We start from the raw sequence: 17942 nt of genomic DNA, 5'->3' as shown, positions 1-17942 counted from the left end.
TGACGGTAGCTTCATTTGCAGATTTTTGTATATTTTCCGTCCCTCCTCCGTCCCTCAGCATAGTATCAGCCCCCCGTAATTAGAGGAATATGCGCTGATTATCAACTACTTATATTTGCAGATTTTACATTCTGCGTCGGAAAGTAGATTCTGCGTGGGAAAGTAGAATGCGATTAACGGTTATCACTCGATATTACTCGATATGACATAAACCGTTTACTATCAAGCATTTCCACACTCGCAATATCATCAGCGTTAATCGTTGGTGATATTTTTTTTGCTCAATTTTGTACGTTATTTGTACGTTTGGGAAAATCCCAACGTCGGCACATGCTAAGTCAATGTCTCCGACTGGCACGCATTGGACACCATTGGATTGCTAACCGATGTCCTCACGTGGCACACATTGGACACCATTGGACACAGTTGGACACATTTGGACAGACAAGATGAATAATAACATACATAATTATGACATATGGAAATAGTTAAGAAATGCGAATGGTGCCACAAAACCTTCATTGTCCAGATGGTGTTATAAGAAATCTTAAATTTTACCTATACGTATATTATAATACTTCATTATTTTATAAATTTGTAACCAAAATATATAAGTAGTTATGAACTATAAGTTAGTAGAACTAGAAAGATTTGATAATCTAAGGGAAGTTTGGCCCCATGAGGCACATCACTTTACTCATTGGGTTGCCGATAAGGGACTTAGTATGCTTAGCAAAGAAATTGGGATTGGGGATATAATAGATCCCATATGTGAAGTATCTGTTGGAAGTAAAAGAGCAGATATCGTAGCTAAACTTAAAGATGCAAACAAAGGAGTTGAAGTTATCATAGAAAATCAGTTAGAAGCTACAAATCATGAACATCTAGGTAAGATCGTAACTTATTCTGCTGGGAGAAAAGAAGCTGCTGTTGTCATATGGATTGTTGAAAAAGCAACAGAAGAATATCGTAAGGCAGTAGAATGGCTAAACAGAAGAACTGATGACAACATGGATTTTTACCTCGTTGAAATCCAGTTGTTCATAATAAACCAAGAAACTCTTGCTCCACGATTTAAAGTGGTGGTTAGTCCATCGCCAAAAGAATCCATACGGGAGTGGTCAGAAAATGATAAATTCCTAATAGACTTTTGGAACGAATTTAATAGTTATGCAGATAGTATCCCCTATCATTTCTTTTCATCAGATAATTTCAATACCAAACGCAAGCCTTATCCACAAGTCAGCTATGATCTACATGTGCCTTATATTAAAGATGGGTATGTATTCTTGAGCATATTGAAGTCAAAGGGAATGGTAAGAACTGGCATATATCTTCCAGATGATGAGAGATCTTATTCGAGGTTGCGTGCAAATGAAGAGAATATTTCAAAAACATTTCATTCTGAGATAGAATGGAATGAAAGAAATCAAAAGAAAAAATCTTCTTCTGTTTGTGTATATAAAAAGTTTGAAGATCTCGAATCCAAAGAATCCCAAAATGAAATCTTTTCATGGATGTGTGATACAGCATTAAAATGGAAGGAGTTCTTGATGGAATGCCAAAACTGGAGAAGGTTTGTTGCAGAACCATCTGATTTTACACTTGTAAGAAATGGTAAGCATATGGAATGGGATGAAAATGCCCAAGAAATAGAGATTGATGAACAATAAATGAATAATTATGAAGTACGAGACACCATTTGACCTTCCACTTAATGAATACGAGGGTCTTATAGAGACTAACCAATATTGGGATGATTCTGGTGATGAAGCGAACTGGTTGACTATGGATCAGAAGCTTATTCGGCTTGCAGGATTTGTGCAGAAAGGTGGTGATCTTGCTAAAGTTATCACTAACTTTGCAGAAACCCATGATGATTATAAACGCAAGAGAATACAATTTTGTGTTGGGTCGTATATCCTGAAACTTATGGCGGGTGATAAATACACGATAACTACGAAAGGTGTACCATTGGTTGACCGTATTAAGTGCTTGAATAAAGAAGAACTTGTTGAGTTGTTGTCAGAAGAGCTTAAGCGTGGGGTTATCAAGACTGAAAAGTATGACAAGGATTACAAAACTCATGAGGATTGGGAAGTACTATCCAATAATGATGATTTCAGAATAAACGACGAGAATCTTGACGCTATTGAACGCAGGCATTGGCGCGAGAATCCTGATGAATCTTACACAACATATTCGAACAGGTCAATTTATTGGTGGAACTATAGCAATAGCCTGTGGTAGAGAAAGAGGAATTCTACAACACAGCTCTTGATTCGTTTAAATACGATCTATCAGGAGAGACAAATAATAACTGCTGTTTGCCACGCAATAAAGCAAACAGCAGTTATACTTTTTTTACACAAATCACTTTCTCATCAACTTGACGAACCACTCTTCTTCAGGATGGAATCCAAAGAAGGCTTTTCCATCACCACCTAAATCCCAAGAGCGCATCACCTCGAAGGACTTAAAGGGAAGAAGATGATCTTTTCCCTGATGTAATAATACATGCGCCTTACGGCGAAACTTGCGGCTACTTGCCTGCTTTCCTTTTCTTCTGCGACTTACAGCAACACCAAGTGCTGCCAGGCATTTGCTTTCTACTTCTACTCATTGTCTCGTAAATGTTATGAGGCGACATGGATTTCTGTCTCATGTCGTCTCGGTTAAACATTACGAGGCTGTAATTTTCAGAATGTACATAATCGTATCTTTATCCCTTTAGGTTTACTGTTGTTTAATATCCCAACATTGCAGCTGGCGTTATTCCTAAAGTGACACAGAGCAGACGGGCAATTTTCAGCGTAGGCTCTGCCCTACCTGAGACGTAGTCACTTATGCGTGAAGGACTAACCCCTATCTCAGTAGCCAACTGCTTCTGACTCATATTCTTCTCGTCCAACGAAAGCTGTATCAACTGGGCTACGGTAGGTTTGCCTATGGGATAGTGTTCCTTCTCATAGTCAATGACAACATCCGACATCATTGTCAACTCCACAGCATTGCGGTCGTTGGCAGGTGTATTGTCATCCACCATTGGCAACAGTTCCTCAATCCGTGCCAATGCAAACTCGTATTGTTCTTTAGTAATCTTTGCCATATTCGTACCTCCTTTTATTATATCGTTGAAACATCAATCTTATCGTATTCACTGTGAGTTCCCACAAATCGGATGAAGATATGCCCGATTGTGAATTTTACGACCACTACCAGACGATATTTGTTGCCCCTGATGTCAAAGACATAGTGTTGGTTTCCAACGTAGTCTATTGTGGGGAAATCTGCCTTGATATCCGACAGGTTCTTCCACTCTGCCTTTTCTGCGATGTTATACCATCGTTCAAGTGCAGCCTGAGCGTCTCCATGTCCTTCCGAACTATAGAACTCAACTAATCGTCTATGTGATACTATTCTCATATTCGCTGCAAAATTACATAATTATTTTGAATTTCAAAAGAAAATCGATAAATATTTCTATTTTTTTAGAACTTTTTTTTCTATTTTTCTTTGCTATCTCGTAATTTATAGTTATCTTTGCACCGCATAATGCAGAACAGATGATGATACTCTTCTGAGTGAAGAGCGAGTTTGTGGAAGACCTGTCAATGAACTAAAGGGATGAGAATGTTAAATTCCTTTCTATTTCCCAAATTCATTTGTACGGTTTAACTCATAAAACGTAGAATACCAATACGATAAATATGCCGCGTGGGCAAATAAGGCAACCAAACTACCTAAATATTGGCAAGTTACAATTTTCTCTGAAAACAAATTTTAATTTTCAAAAGAAAACTTTTTACTAAACTATCATCGACTCTGTTCCTACTATCCACACTTTGTGGGAATGGCTGCCACGAGTGGTGATGCCTGAGGTGGGGTCGGCTACGATCTGTCGCAGGTCTTTCGAGGCAACAGAACGACTCTGGTGGGTAGCGTTGGCATAGTCGTAGAGTGTCATGAAGCCGTTCTTCGCGATAATGGCTTTGGCTCTTGCTATTCGTTCCTCAAGGCTGAGCTTCGTCTTCTGCGGCACCTGAACATCAGCCTCACCACGCTCGAAAGTGGCCTCCTTGTTCAACGCCTGCAACAGCTTCTGATCGGGCTTGAAGTTGATACCCTTGATGCAGACGTGCCTGTATTTTGTTTTCGGATCATCAGCGGTATTCTTCAATTCTGCCTTTTCCGACGGGCTCGACTCATCGAAACCCAATGTCAGCGAGAACACGCCCAGTCCGTCAATCTTGATGTTATGCCCCATAGGCATCCAACTTTCCATTACCGATATCAGCGCATCGAAGACGGCGCGAATCATGCCTTCGCTGATGCTGCCGGCATAATCGTGCATGTGCTCAATCACCGTTTCGTAGTCGTGCAGAGAGTAAGTCTGCATCTTTGGATATACGATTTTCTTTCCATCGGTCATCTCCCCTGGGAGTTCCTGTAAAACGTATTTTGCCATATTCCTTTTGTTGTTTATACTCAATTAATTTTTCTTTCTCCTTCGTACTATTTTATGTTTTCGCACCGAGAACTTATGTTTCTGCACTGAAAACATGTGTCTCTGCATTGAAAACTTATGTACTCCGACCGAAAACATAAACTTTCTCGTTGCAAAAATACATTCTTTTCTTGATTCCACAAAACATTTTTCATAGTTTTTTTACCATCTGTCACAGAATCGTGCAGAATATCCCAGAAATTTGGCGATATCGGCAACTATTCGTAATTTTGCAGTCGTCAAACAAATAAAACATAAAACGAATATGGAAAAAGTCAATTTTTGTCAGAGTTGCGGAATGCCGCTTACTGACGAGGTTCTCGGCACCAATGCCGATGGTAGTAAGAACGAAGATTATTGTATGTACTGCTATAAGGACGGCAAGTTCCTGCAGGAATGCACGATGGACGAAATGATAGAGCATTGTGCCCAGTTTGTAGGTGCCGTGAACGAGAGTTTACCCAATCCGATTACAAAAGAGGAGTATATTGGACAGATGAAGACGTACTTCCCAAAACTGAAGCGTTGGCGCAAAGCTCTGAATGTTACTAATGATGAGGCCATGAAGGTCAATCCAGCTTTGGCAGGTGTGAAAGAGCTTATAGCCCAGATGGCCGACTCGCTGCCCATAGCCTACATCTCATCTGTAGACAACGAGGGATATCCCTACACTAAGGCCATGCTGGCACCACGTAAGCGAGAAGGTATCCGTACGTTCTATTTTACCACTAATACCTTCTCGCTACGTGTGGCCCACTACAAAGCCAATCCCAAGGCCAGCATCTATTTCTGTGATGAAAAAGGTTTTAAAGGCATAATGCTTCGTGGTACAATGGAGGTGTTGACAGATGCCAAGAGCAAGGAGATGATTTGGCGTGAAGGCGACGAGCAATACTACCCTGGGGGCGTAACCGATCCCAACTATTGCGTCCTGAAGTTCACCGCCACCGATGGCCGTTTCTACAGCGATTTCTATCCGCGTAGCTTCGTGATTGAGTAAACATAAGATATGCAAACAAAAGCACTTGTCGTTATCGATATCCAAAACGACATCACGAAACACTACCGCGACATTGTTGACAATATCAATGCTGCTATTGAATGGGCAGTATCCAAAGGGATGCAAGTTGTCTATATCAAGCACAACAACATCACCGCCGGCACACGTACCTTCAAGCCAGGTACTCGTGGCGAAGAGTTGGCACCAGAACTGAAGGTGGTTTCAGACAATATCTTTGTGAAGACAAAGAGTAACGCATTGACGAGTGAGGCGTTTGCCACGTTCATTGCAGGAAACGGAATCACAGAGTTCTATGTTACTGGTGCTGATGCTACCGGCTGTGTGAAGTCCACCTGCTTCAACATGCGAAAAGCTGGCTACACGGTGCACGTCCTCTCTGACTGTATCACCAGCTACGACCTGAAGAAGTTGCCAGAGATGCTCGCCTATTATGAAAAACAGGGCTGCGAACTAATAAATTTGGGTGCAAAATTAATAAATAATCATCAAACTGCCGCATCTTTAAATGAAAAAGCGATGCGTCGCACACAGGAACCTTAAACCAACAACAGTTCTGGCGGACGCATCGCGAATAAACCTAGTTTATTTACCTGACTTCCTACCTCTTATAGATATACTTCTTTATCTACCACTTCGTCGAGTATTCGTCGTACCTTTACAACAAGTGTTTTGAGGCAAAAATGGGGCGAAACCAAATTTTACCACATTTTTAATGTCATTAATAGACGGAGTTTGCTGGATTTTTTGTATCTTTGCACGCGAAGCGTGCGAGAACGGGCAGCGCCTCGGCAGGCTTGCACCGTTTGCAGTGATTTAGGTGTTTTTCAAACAGATGTACGATATGCATAAAACCACATGCCATAAAATATCATGGTACAAGAGAGTAATGATGCTACTGCTCTCTGTACATCTCTCATTGGCAGTAGCATTTGCCCAATCGGACACCACACGGGTCTTCTCAGTGAACAATCCGCTGATTTATGAAGATGTATGGGACCTGTGGCCCTACTCGTTTCTGAACGACAACGGCGACCCCGACGGCTTCAACGTCGACTTGATTCGGCTCATCATGAAGGAGCTGGACATTCCCTATGTGATCAGGCTGAAACCGTCGTCGGAAGCCTTCCGCGACCTGAAGGAAGGGAAATCAGACCTTATGCTGGGACTGGCCGTAGGATTCCACGACGAGTTTGGAAAATTCTCGAAAAATGCTGTCACACTCTTCACCCAAAGCGTGGTGACACCGAAGAATAAAGAGGTGGTCATCAAGCGCTTCCGCGACCTAAGCAATCATCAGGTAATAGTCTGCGACAGTTCGCTGGTCTATCACTTAATGCTGGAATACGGGTGGGGCGAGAATGCCATTCCCGTCGGGGACATGAGCGAAGCCATTCAGGAGGTCAGCGCCAAGGGCGAGGGACAGATTGTGTGGAATACCCTTTCGCTAAAATGGCTGATGAACCGCTACCATATCGACGACCTTGAACTGACGCCTGTCAACATGCCTCATGGAGAGTACAAGTTCATGTCGAACAACCAACAACTGCTCGACAAACTCGACGAGACCTATACAAAACTCTATACCAATGAAAAGATACAACCCTTGCAGGATAAGTGGTTCTATCCCGAGCGGCAGGATATGGAAGAGTCGAAAGGACTGTGGTATCTGCTGGGCGGCGGCCTGCTGCTACTCGTCTTCATGGCCGTCTATGGCATCAGTTACCATATCCAAAACCGGAAGATAAAACTCGAGAACGTCAAGCGCAACAATCGTCTGGCGCTGATTTTGCAGACCAGTCAGGTACACATCTGGACCTATGATATCAAGACGAACCGGTTCTCCTGGCACAACGACAACGGACAGGTGGCCTACACGTACTCGATGGAGGAATTCTCGCAGCGATACAGTCACGAGGATTTCGTCAGTCTGAAGTCGGCCTTAGAAAAACTCGCTGAGACCAGAAAGACCGATGAGGAAGAGAAAGAGATAGAGTTGAACCTGCGTGCCAAGGACACGGAAGGTGGTGACACCAACGACCGCGACTACCACATCGTGCTGTCTGTATTGAGCCGCGACAAGAAGGGCAACCCCGCCGTCATCATCGGCACCAAGAAGGACGTGACGGAGGAACAGCAGCAGAAGCGGCTCGATGCAGAGCGTACGCTACGCTACTGGTCCATCTTCTACACCCCGATTTTGGGCATCATCCTCTTCAACAAGGACGGCCGGCTCGTCAACATCAACCCCAAGGCCTGCGACATCTTCGGATGCAATGCCGAGGAAATCATTGAAAAGGGTGTTGACATCCATTCGATGTTCAACATCGACATGCAGGATATGGAAGACGTGAACGGATACCAGGCCACCCAGACCGTCGGCCACGACATGATAACCGAGTTCCGCCTGATGACCATCCACGACGATGCCGGCGAGATGTTGGGTGTTTTCGCCTTCTGTCGCGACATCACCACGTCGGTCAGCAGCAAAGACCAGGAGCAGGAAAGCCAGAAGAAGATTGACGCGTTGCACGAAGAGCAACGACAATATATCGAGATTCTCAACGCCGCCATCGGCGATACCGACATCCGTAAAGTCACCTACTCGCCCGACTCCCACACACTGACTATCTACCGGGGTAACGACACCATCCAGCATGCGTTGACGCAGACACGTTGTATGACACTGGTCGACGAGCAGTCACAGCGACAGGCCATGCGCCTGTTGAGCGATATGGACGATTATGAAGACAAGGTGATAGAATATAATATTAGGACTACCCTCCGCTCGACGGGCGGAAGGCCCTTGATTCTGTATTTCCGCTTAGAGCCCTGCCACGACAACGATAGTAAGGTGATGGAGTACTGCGGTATGCTGCGCGACATTAGCGAGATGGACTGGATTGAGCGTCAAATGAATCTGCAAACTGCAAAGGTGCAGGAGGTGGAGAATACAAAGAACAGTTTCGTAAAGAACATGGTGCAGGAGATTCGCACTCCGATGAGTGCTGTAGTTGAACACGTGGCGCAAATCAACGACGACAGTTTTTCGGCCAACGAGCCGGAACTGTGTAAGGTCATCCAGCAGAATGCCGACTACTTGTTGCACATCGTTGACAACATCCTCTACCTGTCGCGCCTGGAGGCACGGATGGTCGAAATCAACCGGCAGCCGCAGAACTTCGCTGAGTTGTTTGAGTCACAGTGCGCTACGGGATGGATGAAATTCATGAATGCCGACACCAACTACATCGTGGAGAATCCTTACGAGCAACTGACCGTTGACATCGATGCCGAGAACCTTGGCCACGTCATCGAACAGGTGACGTGCAACGCCGCGCAGCATACGAAGCGGGGCACCGTCAGGGCCCGCTACGACTACATCGGCCGCCGACTGATCATCTCGGTCGATGACACGGGCGAGGGTATCCCCGAGGCCGAGCTTATCCGTATCAAGGAGGAACTGGGCGGTGCCCACAACACCAAAGGTCTGGGCCTGGCCATCACCAAGGAGCTGGTCAGCCAGATGGGCGGCACCTTAGAAATCAGTTCGGAAGAGGGGTCGGGCACCACCATCTACATCATGATTCCGTGTCACGCCTCAGTCATTAAACGCAAGAAAACCGCTTAGCCCATGAAACGTCTATATACCTATATTATATTGTTGCTCAGTGCCACTGCCATCAGGTCAATGGCGCAGCAGCTCTCCGACACGTACACCAATCAGCGGCCCGTCATCATTGTCTGCGACTGGGACAAGGCGCCCTATGAGTTCCTGAACGACAAGGGGCAGCCCTCGGGCAGCAATATCGATGTGATGCAGGCCGTGATGAAAGAGCTGAACCTGCCCTGCCGGTTCGTGATGAAAGACTGGAGCATCGCCCTGAAGACCTTCGAGCGCGGTGATGCCGACATCATCCTGGCCAATGCCCGCCGCTACCGTCGCGAGCCCTACGTCCTCTCGGAGAATATCGTCAACTACAATCGCATCCGCGTGGCCACGCACTCCGATTCCGTCGGTATGGTGTCGCTCAGTCAGTTGGAGCGTGATGGTGCCGTCTTCAAGCCCAGCGATTACTCTGCCTTCTACTTCATGGACGGCGATACGATGCGCAACAGCCGTATGGAGTTCCAGACGCCCAAGGTGGCACTTTTGGGCGTGCTCAACGGCGACTACAAATACTACGTGTGGGGCGAGGAGCCGTTGAAGTGGAAAATCAAGGAACTCAACCTCGAGGGCATCGCGCTTAACGACGTGGGCATCCCCATCTCCGAGATCCATATCATTGGCCGCGACCGGCAATTGATTGAACAGATAGACGACCAGTACTCGCGCCTGAAGCAGAGGGGCGAGATTGCTGCCATTCAGGATCGCTGGTTCCATCCCGAGCGCGTCCACGACCACTCGTCGCCAATCGTCTATTACATCATCGCCGCCGTATTGCTACTGACGGCCCTTTGCTACTTTTTCGCGCGGCTGGCGAAGGCCCACGTGCGGAGCGCCGCCCACAAATCGACGGAGTTGAATGGTATGATGTACAAGGCCCTGCACATGGGCAACTTCATCATTATGGTCTATGACATCAAGAACGACCGGATGACCAACAGGTACGGCCAGATACTGCCCAATGAAGGCCTGACATTAGAGGAATTCACCAACCACATCCATCCCAGCCAGCAACAAGAGTTCACCCAGAAGATGAAGCGCCTGACCGAAGGCCGTGAGCGCCAGTTCGTGCTGAACAAGCTGTTCAACAGCGCCACCGACGACGACCCCCATTGGCTCAGTTTCCATGGCCATGCCATCCTAGAGCTCGATAACGAGGGGCATCCCGCCTATGTCGTCAACGCCATCCACGACGTCACCCACGACCTCGAGGAGAATAAGGCCGAGCGCGAACTCGTCAAGAAGTACGAGCAATTGTCGAACATCCCGTTCATCGCCATGTCGTTCTACGACAAAAACGGCTTTCTCATGGACCTCAACGATAACATGCGGGAACTCTGCAGCATGACCGATGAGAATCCCGAGAACAAGCGATTCTGGGAGACCGTCTGCATGTTCGATGTCCCGCTGTTCCGCAACATCTACTCGCCCGACAACCGCAATGACTTGCTCATCTGCCAGCACATGGAATACCCCGAGATGGGTATCAATCGCTACATAGAGCTCTATATCCTGCCGCTGTTCAATAGCGATGGCGAGATCTGCAACTACTTCATTACCGCGCTCGACATCACCGATGACCGCAACCGCGACCACGACCGCCATCTGCACGACAAGGAGGTGCAGGCCATCATGACCGATATTGAGCGTAAGAAGCAGACTCTGGCCTTCCTCTTGGAACATAGCGACCGCCACTTAGAGCAAGGCGACGACGGCAGGATGCGCATCATCGTCGATAACACCAGGATCGAGGAGGCCCGCCGACAGTTGCAGGCTGTCACCACGTTGGCCGACGAGAGTGTTAGGCTGAAGAGTGGCTTTATGGCGTCAATGACCCACGAGTTGCGCACGCCACTGAACGCCATCGCCGGATTTACCAGCGTCCTCGACACGCTGGGCGACAATCCTGAGCGTGGCGAGTACGTCCGAATCATCCGAAACTCCAGCGACATGCTGCAGCGACTCATCAACGACATCATCGAGGCCTCGTCCATCAGCGGCGGTACGCTCACCATCAAACCCGGAACCATCGACTTTGCCACTGCCTTTGACGACATCTGCCTGACCCTCCAGCAGCGCGTGCAAGGCAAGGAGCTGAAGTTCATCAAGGAGAATCCCTACGATACCTTCGTCACCACGCTCGATTTCGAGCGCATCCAGCAGGTGCTCACCAACTTCGTCACCAATGCCGTGAAGTTCACCGAACAGGGCTATGTCCGACTGGGCTACCGCTACGAGAAGCATGGCATGTACCTCTACTGCGAGGACACCGGCATAGGTATTCCTAAGGACAAACAAAAGATAGTATTCGACCGCTTCGTCAAGCTCAACGAGTTTGTACAGGGCACAGGCATGGGACTAGCCATTTGTAAGTCGATTGCCGATAGTTGTGGAGGCGACATCGGCGTTATCAGCGCTGGCGAAGACCGTGGCTCCACCTTCTGGCTTTGGATTCCCTGCGAGAACCACGCCTAATTCTTAGCCCTCACCCCTATTTTATGCTGACGCAGAACATGGTGAGGTCGTCACTCTGCTCGGCGCCGTCGACGAAGGCGTCGAGGGCGCATTTCATTTCGTCTATGAGGAAGTGGGAGCGTGTCTTGGGGGTACGCTCGCCGAAGGGCTGTGTGGACTCGCGGAGTACACGGAGCATACGCTTCTCGCCGAACTGCTCCTGCATGTGGTTCTCGGCCTCGTTGACGCCGTCAGTATAGACGAAGAGCGAACTGCCGCGGATGTCGTCGAGGTGGCCTCCGACGAAAGTGTAGTCGGGCCAGAGTCCGATGGGGACGTTGGACTCGACGTCGAGGAAGCTGAATACGGTCTGTGCGGTGTGCATGCGGCGCTCGCCGTAGACGGGCGCGTTATGGCCGCAGTTACAATAGTCGAGGTGGCCGGTCTTGAGGTCAATGATGCCGATGAACATGGTGACGAAGACAGCGTTCTCATTGTTGACGGACATCGTATCGTTCAGTTTGGTGGCAATGACCTCTGGGGGGAATCCCTCCTTGGCGACAGTGCGGAACAGGTTGACGGCAACAGCCATGGTGAGCGAGGCGGGGATGCCCTTGCCGCTGACGTCGCCCACGCAGAAGTAGAGACGGTCGTCCAGGAGGAAGAAGTCATAGAGGTCGCCGCCTACTTCCTTGGCGGGCACAATGGCGGCGTGAAGGTCGATATCGCGGCGGTCGGGGAATGCAGGGAAGGTGCGGGGCACCATCGACATCTGGATGTCGCGTGCGATGCGCAGTTCGCTGTCGATGCGCTCCTTGGCAGTGGTCGTGTCAGCCAGTTGGTTGTAGGCGTGGCGCAGTTCCCGCATCTGCTTGCGGCGGCGGAAATAGTAGAAGATGAAGAAGGCGAGGGTGATGAGGAAAATGGCTATGGCGGCCTGTATTTGCAGGTCCAGCTTGGAGAGTCGCAGGTTTTTGGCCTCGTTTTCCGCCCGTGTCACGTCAATCTGTGTGGCGTACTCGTAGGACATCTGCTGCACCTCGGCGGTGTTGATAGAGTCGCGATATTCCATGTGGCGCTTCTTGTAGAGGTAGGCCTGCCGGTAGTCGCCGAGGCTGGCGTAGGCTTTGGACATGAATTGCAGGCGGTCGCTGCCGCTCTTGATGCTGGAGGCGATGTCCAGGGCCTCGGCGTAGCGGCCGTTCTTCATGGCATAGAAGTAGTTGACGATGGTCCCAAAGGTGTCATCGTGGCCGTTCTCGCGCTTTAGTTTCTCGCGCTCGGCGTAGGCACGGTTGAAGTCATCGCGGCTGTACAGGTCGTTGGAGTACGCAATACAAATATAGGTCCACGCCGACAGCCTGTGCTGCAGAATGACGTTGGGCTCGGCCAGTGCCTTGCGGGCGCAGTCGAGCACCTTCTCGGGCTTTTCCAGATTGACGTAGATTTTCGCCATTCCGAGGTAGGGGGCGGCGGCGCTCTCGTCTGGGAAGAAACGATGCTGGTAGTTGATGGCCTCAGTGAACTCGTGCTCGGCCTGGGCAAAGTGGCGCAGGCTCGACGACATGGTGGCCAAAGCGTACGTGGATGTGTAAAGTCCGAACTTGCTATCGTGCTGGTAGGCGTAGTCGTGAATCTGGTTGGCCAGCTCCAGACCACGCGTGCGGTTTACCCTGTTGAAGCTGTAGATGGCTTGGTTCGACCATGCCTTGTAGAACAGCCGCTCCTGGCTGGGTCCTGCCTTGCGGCACGCCTCTATTAGCTGGTCGGTGATGAGCATGAAGCTGTCGGTAGCGTTCGAACTGTAGTAGCGGTACATCTCCTTCTCCAGCTGTGCGATGCGGTCATCACCGCCTGTCGCGTTGCCGCCATCACCCGATGTCTGCGCCGCTGCGGTCAGCGTCGCCATGACGGCCGTCAGCACGGCCACGTAAAGTCTCCTCAGCATGCTCAGCATTTTTTCTTAACTCTTAACTATTAACTCGACGAATACGTTTTTCTTTATTTCTTTACGACGATAGCCACCGACCAGTGGGTGCGCTTCAGTGGGGTGTAGTAGACACGTGACGGCACGCCGTTCACCTCCAGTTCGGCCACGCCGCGATCGTGCTTCTTCAGGCTGGCGACGAACGCCTCATCACTCATGGCGACAATGTTCCCGTCGGGGTGGGCGAAGCTGGTTCCATCGTCGTTCAGGATGACGATGAAGAAATCGTCGTTCCCAGGCAACCGATTATTGTTCAGCAGCTCGTCGTTCCTCACCTCGTCCTCTATCTTCCGCAACTGGTCTATCATCCACTCCTGCGTCATGTCAGCTCCGCAGACGCATGCCAAGCGGCCCTGCGCGTCGAAGATGGGCGTGGCAAACGTCATGTAGTAGCCGCTGACCACGTTCAGATTATCTTCGTAATAATACGGCTCCGACCAGAAGCTCTCCTTCTCCTTTTCGCCTTGCACGTACCACGTCGATGTGGTATAGTCGTGGCGTGCCGAGCCCACCAGTGTCAGCACGAACTCCGTCGAGTCGCCCTGGTGCACGTATGGCTGAAACCACCGACCCTCCTGCGGGAAATAGTTGGGCACGAAGGCCGCAAAGTAGCCGATGACGTCAGGGTTCAGGCTGGTCTTACTACCGAGGGCCGCGATGACAGTCTGTGGCGACTCCAAGTGCTTCGCCACCTCGTCAAACACGTTCTCCGCATTCATCTCCACACCCCTGACGGTCTTCGACAGTTTCTCCGCCACTACGTTCATCATGCCGACATAGCGCGCGTTACGCTCTGCCCGAACCGCATAGCTTAGTGCCACCGCCAGTAGCACTACCGCCACCAGCGCGCCGATGACCACCGGCCACAACCATTTTTTGAGATTGGTATTTGTATCCATAGATTCAATGCTTTGTTTGACTTTTTCTCGGCTGCAAAGATACAAAAAAAGCTTAAAAAAACAACGGATTTTGATAATTCTTTGCAAGCAAAGCGTCTTTTTAGGCCGGGCGAACGCAATTCTGTCTAAAATAAAGGCAAAACACGACTTTCCACCCCGTCAATAGCATATCTATTCCTTTCGTTACAAATATTACGAGCAGAATTTATTTTTCTCTGAACGAAAAAAGAATTAAATAATAAGATTTAAACGTTTGTTGATTATAATAAACCACTAATTCGCTGCACAGTTTGTGGAAAGACAAGCGCTTCACCGTAACGCTTTGCCATTCCATCTTGGGTGGTGGGACAGATTGTGAAATGAGAATAGAGGTCGATATAAGTATGACATTAAGACCATTCACAATCGATGATGCTCCTATTATCCTCTCGTGGATAAAGGACAAAACTGCATTCCGCAAGTGGAGTGCAGACAGATATCCTGTGTATCCTCCAAAGCCAGAAGATATGTTGGCTCAATATGCAACAGATAATATTTTCCCCTTTACTGCCATCAACGATGATGGCAATGTCGTTGGGCATATCATGCTTCGCTATCCTGATCCTTCGAAGACTGTCATTCGTTTAGGATTCGTCATCGTAGATGACAATCTGCGAGGCAAGGGTTATGGCAAACAGATGCTGCAACTAGCCATCCAGAAAGCAAAGAATGTATTTGGAGCTAAAAAGATAACGCTTGGCGTATTCGACAATAACCCGTCGGCTCTCCATTGCTATGAGTCCGTTGGGTTTCAGGTCATCGGTACTGACTCCTACTTCATTGATGGAGAAGAATGGACGGGAAAAGAAATGGAATTAAATTGATACCATTCGTCACAGAATCGTACCATTCGTCACAAATTGAGGGATAAGTCGCAACTTTAACATATCTCTGCTTCGTCAAACAGGCAAATTATTCAAAATTGCAGAGATATGAAAAAGTTAAGTTTGAAAATGATGGCCTTGATGGCCGCAATGATGATGAGCCTGACAACTCAGGCCAAGACACAGGATGTAGGTGGACGAGTAATAGACCAGAATGGTGAACCACTACCATTTGTAAGCGTGACGCTGCTCACGGCAGACTCTACCTATATCCAGGGTGCTACGAGCGACGAGAATGGTGCGTTTATAATTCAGACAACAGATGCGTGTTGCATCCTACGACTCTCGTTTATCGGCTATCGTACGCAATACGTGGATGTAAAAGGTACGAATGTGGGGACCATCCAAATGGAGGAAGACCTGCCGATGCTTAGTGAGATTATCGTAAAAGGCCAGATGCCAAAGACGAAACTGACGGGCAACTCGATGGTAACCACCATCCAGGGGACTATTCTTGGAACCTCGGGAACAGCCAAGGAGATGTTGGCCAAGGTGCCTGGTATGACTCTGAAGGGCGACGAACTGGAAGTGCTGGGCAAGGGTACACCTATATTTTATATTAATGGCCGCAAGATGCACGACAAAGAAGAACTGAAACGGCTGCGTTCAGAGGAGATTGCGAGTGTGGAAGTGATTACCAATCCAGGTGCGCAATACGATGCTACGATATCATCTGTCGTGAGGATCAAGACCATCCGCAGAGAGGGCGACGGTTTCGGTTTCGACGTGAATACAGGTCTGAATCAGGATCTGAGGTTTGGCGAGAGCGACCCCAGTGCCCAGCTGAACCTGCGCTACCGCCATAACAACCTCGACCTATTTGGTATGGTGAACTATTGGAAATGGGACCAGACGTCACTTTACTATGATGACCAGTCGAACTATCTGCCTACTGATAAGGGAGTCTTGAACATCGTTCAGAATTCTCATTCGAGGAATCATTTTAAGAACAATGGGATTGACTATAACCTGGGGTTCAACTGGCAGATAGCCGAAAACCACTCTGTTGGCGTCAGAATCCAACGCAATGACCGTTTCAACGCCACCACAGACCTGATGGTGGAGACAGACATCGAGCGCCAGCCGCTCCAGAAGAAGGAGCATAATTATTCTACTCAAGACGAGCATCGCCACACCTTATATAACTGGGAAGGCAATGCATATTACAATGGTAAGGTAGGTAAAATGGGAATTGACCTGAACGTGGATTTCCTGACGGACAAGACTAACGTGGATAATCATATCAACGAACTCGTTAATCATACTGACCACAACGCGATGGAGCAGGACAATAGCACTTTCACAGCTTTGTGGGCTACGAAACTCGTGCTGACCCACCCCATCTGGAAAGGACAATTAGAGGCAGGTACGGAGCTCTCGTTTGTAACACGCGAAAACAGTTCCAGCATCACCAATTATCCCCTGCCAGCTTCCGACTCGAAGGTGAAGGAGAACAATATAGCTGCCTTCGTGGCCTATAACTTCAACCTGGAGAAGGTGGGTAACTTCAGTGCAGGTTTGCGCTATGAGCATGTGGGGTTCGACTATACAGATCATCTCGATGCTGCCAACAATATGACGCGCTATCAAGACGAGTTCTTCCCCAGTCTGTCGTGGGCCAGACAGTTCGGACCCGTGCAGACTTCGGTAGCCTATAGTTTCAAGACCATCCGTCCCGACTATAACAGTCTGAGCGACCGCATCACCTATATCAACTCCTACACGCTGTTGCAGGGTGATCCGACGCTGAAAAACGCCACTATGCAAGAAGTGAGCCTCAATGCCCGCTATAAGTGGTTGAACCTCTTTGCGGCCTACGAGCGTCGCGATAACACGCTGACACAACTGCCTTGCGCATATAATAACGAGGGGATGATTATGATTAAACGCGTGAATCTGGCAGACCCAGTGCGCAATCTGGCCGTCTTCCTCTCTGCCAATCCCACCTTCGGCATCTGGAGTCCCAACTGGACTGTTGGTGGACAGAAGTTCTGGAACACGATGGAATTTGACGATCCGCGCTCAGAAACAGGTAAGGTAAAGGAGACCTACACGAAGCCCATCTTCTTCATCGACCTGAACAACACCTTCCGTCTGCCGCACCGTTGGCAACTGGAGGCCAACATGAACATCATGACCAAGGGTGATGTCATCAACTTCCGGATGCAGTCTGCCTCATATAATCTTGGCTTCGTGGTTCAGAAATATTGGCTGAAGAATGACGCTCTCTGTCTGCGTGCCAGCATCAACGACGTGTTGCAGCGTAGCACTCAGACCATACACATGGACTGTGGCGGTTATCAGATGACAGAAAACGCGGTGCGCAGCAACCACCGTCTGAACATCTCGCTGCGCTACACCTTCAACGCCTCGAAGAGCAAGTACAAGGGCACTGGTGCCGGACAGGCAGAGCGTCAGAGAATGAGTAGCAATTAGCCATTCGTCACATTTTTACACCGTATATCCCAGAAATTAGGAGAATCAAAT

13 protein-coding genes and 2 pseudogenes are annotated in these 17942 nt (G+C 48.7%); 10 read left to right on the top strand and 5 right to left on the bottom strand.

The window, feature by feature from the left end:
* The first annotated feature begins 620 nt into the window (after window positions 1-620).
* Together BUB86_RS11095 and BUB86_RS11090 are read left to right on the top strand one after the other, a co-directional pair.
* Window positions 621-1673, top strand: coding sequence for a DUF4268 domain-containing protein (locus tag BUB86_RS11095; protein WP_073209475.1), 1053 nt, complete (start codon window positions 621-623; stop codon window positions 1671-1673).
* Between the two features lie 10 nt (window positions 1674-1683).
* Window positions 1684-2250 (top strand): hypothetical protein, encoded by a 567-nt coding sequence (locus tag BUB86_RS11090; RefSeq protein WP_073209473.1) that lies wholly within the window; start codon window positions 1684-1686, stop codon window positions 2248-2250.
* A gap of 496 nt (window positions 2251-2746) precedes the next feature.
* On the opposite strand, the gene BUB86_RS11080 is transcribed toward BUB86_RS11090, so the two are convergent.
* The 3 genes from BUB86_RS11080 to BUB86_RS11070 all read right to left on the bottom strand — a co-directional run bounded on the left by BUB86_RS11080 (window position 2747) and on the right by BUB86_RS11070 (window position 4468).
* Entirely contained in the window at window positions 2747-3109 is a 363-nt protein-coding gene (locus BUB86_RS11080) for a type II toxin-antitoxin system HigA family antitoxin (RefSeq protein WP_073209471.1), read from the bottom strand.
* A gap of 17 nt (window positions 3110-3126) precedes the next feature.
* On the bottom strand, window positions 3127-3426 hold the full coding sequence (locus BUB86_RS11075) for a type II toxin-antitoxin system HigB family toxin (protein WP_073209469.1): 300 nt from the start codon (window positions 3424-3426) through the stop codon (window positions 3127-3129).
* A gap of 382 nt (window positions 3427-3808) precedes the next feature.
* On the bottom strand, window positions 3809-4468 hold the full coding sequence (locus BUB86_RS11070; protein WP_139261573.1) for a hypothetical protein: 660 nt from the start codon (window positions 4466-4468) through the stop codon (window positions 3809-3811).
* Between the two features lie 304 nt (window positions 4469-4772).
* On the opposite strand from BUB86_RS11070, the pseudogene BUB86_RS18030 reads away from it, so the two are divergent.
* From BUB86_RS18030 to BUB86_RS18015, 6 genes and pseudogenes are all read left to right on the top strand, one after another.
* Window positions 4773-5027, top strand: a pseudogene (locus BUB86_RS18030) (zinc ribbon domain-containing protein); the annotation flags it as partial.
* A 60-nt stretch (window positions 5028-5087) separates the two neighbouring features.
* Window positions 5088-5507, top strand: a complete 420-nt coding sequence (locus BUB86_RS18025) for a pyridoxamine 5'-phosphate oxidase family protein (RefSeq protein WP_262503396.1) — start codon at window positions 5088-5090, stop codon at window positions 5505-5507.
* Window positions 5508-5516: 9 nt separating this feature from the next.
* Window positions 5517-6068 carry an isochorismatase family cysteine hydrolase gene (locus tag BUB86_RS11055; protein ID WP_073209466.1) on the top strand — a complete coding sequence of 184 codons (552 nt, stop codon included), beginning with the start codon at window positions 5517-5519 and terminating at the stop codon, window positions 6066-6068.
* Between the two features lie 346 nt (window positions 6069-6414).
* The gene (locus BUB86_RS11050) at window positions 6415-9156 is read left to right on the top strand and encodes an ATP-binding protein (RefSeq protein ID WP_175549487.1); all 2742 of its coding nucleotides are present in this window, start codon (window positions 6415-6417) and stop codon (window positions 9154-9156) included.
* Between the two features lie 3 nt (window positions 9157-9159).
* Window positions 9160-9849: pseudogene (locus BUB86_RS18305) on the top strand (transporter substrate-binding domain-containing protein); the annotation flags it as partial.
* A 207-nt stretch (window positions 9850-10056) separates the two neighbouring features.
* Entirely contained in the window at window positions 10057-11667 is a 1611-nt protein-coding gene (locus BUB86_RS18015; RefSeq protein ID WP_254795152.1) for a PAS domain-containing sensor histidine kinase, read from the top strand.
* A gap of 16 nt (window positions 11668-11683) precedes the next feature.
* Here BUB86_RS18015 and BUB86_RS17040 read toward each other — a convergent pair whose 3' ends face one another.
* A complete protein-coding gene (locus BUB86_RS17040) occupies window positions 11684-13603 on the bottom strand; it encodes a PP2C family protein-serine/threonine phosphatase (RefSeq protein ID WP_081373221.1) in 1920 nt (639 codons plus the stop codon).
* Window positions 13604-13647: 44 nt separating this feature from the next.
* On the bottom strand, window positions 13648-14532 hold the full coding sequence (locus BUB86_RS11035) for a hypothetical protein (protein WP_073209460.1): 885 nt from the start codon (window positions 14530-14532) through the stop codon (window positions 13648-13650).
* A 383-nt stretch (window positions 14533-14915) separates the two neighbouring features.
* Between BUB86_RS11035 and BUB86_RS11030 the strand changes: the two genes are divergently transcribed.
* Both BUB86_RS11030 and BUB86_RS11025 read left to right on the top strand, forming a co-directional pair.
* A complete protein-coding gene (locus BUB86_RS11030; RefSeq protein WP_175549485.1) occupies window positions 14916-15395 on the top strand; it encodes a GNAT family N-acetyltransferase in 480 nt (159 codons plus the stop codon).
* A 108-nt stretch (window positions 15396-15503) separates the two neighbouring features.
* Window positions 15504-17891, top strand: coding sequence for an outer membrane beta-barrel family protein (locus BUB86_RS11025; RefSeq protein WP_081373220.1), 2388 nt, complete (start codon window positions 15504-15506; stop codon window positions 17889-17891).
* The last annotated feature ends 51 nt before the right edge of the window (window positions 17892-17942 follow it).

Source organism: Xylanibacter ruminicola (genome assembly GCF_900142525.1).
In the GTDB taxonomy this organism is placed as follows: Bacteria; Bacteroidota; Bacteroidia; order Bacteroidales; family Bacteroidaceae; genus Prevotella; species Prevotella ruminicola_A.
This window is presented reverse-complemented; position numbering and strand designations above follow the sequence as displayed.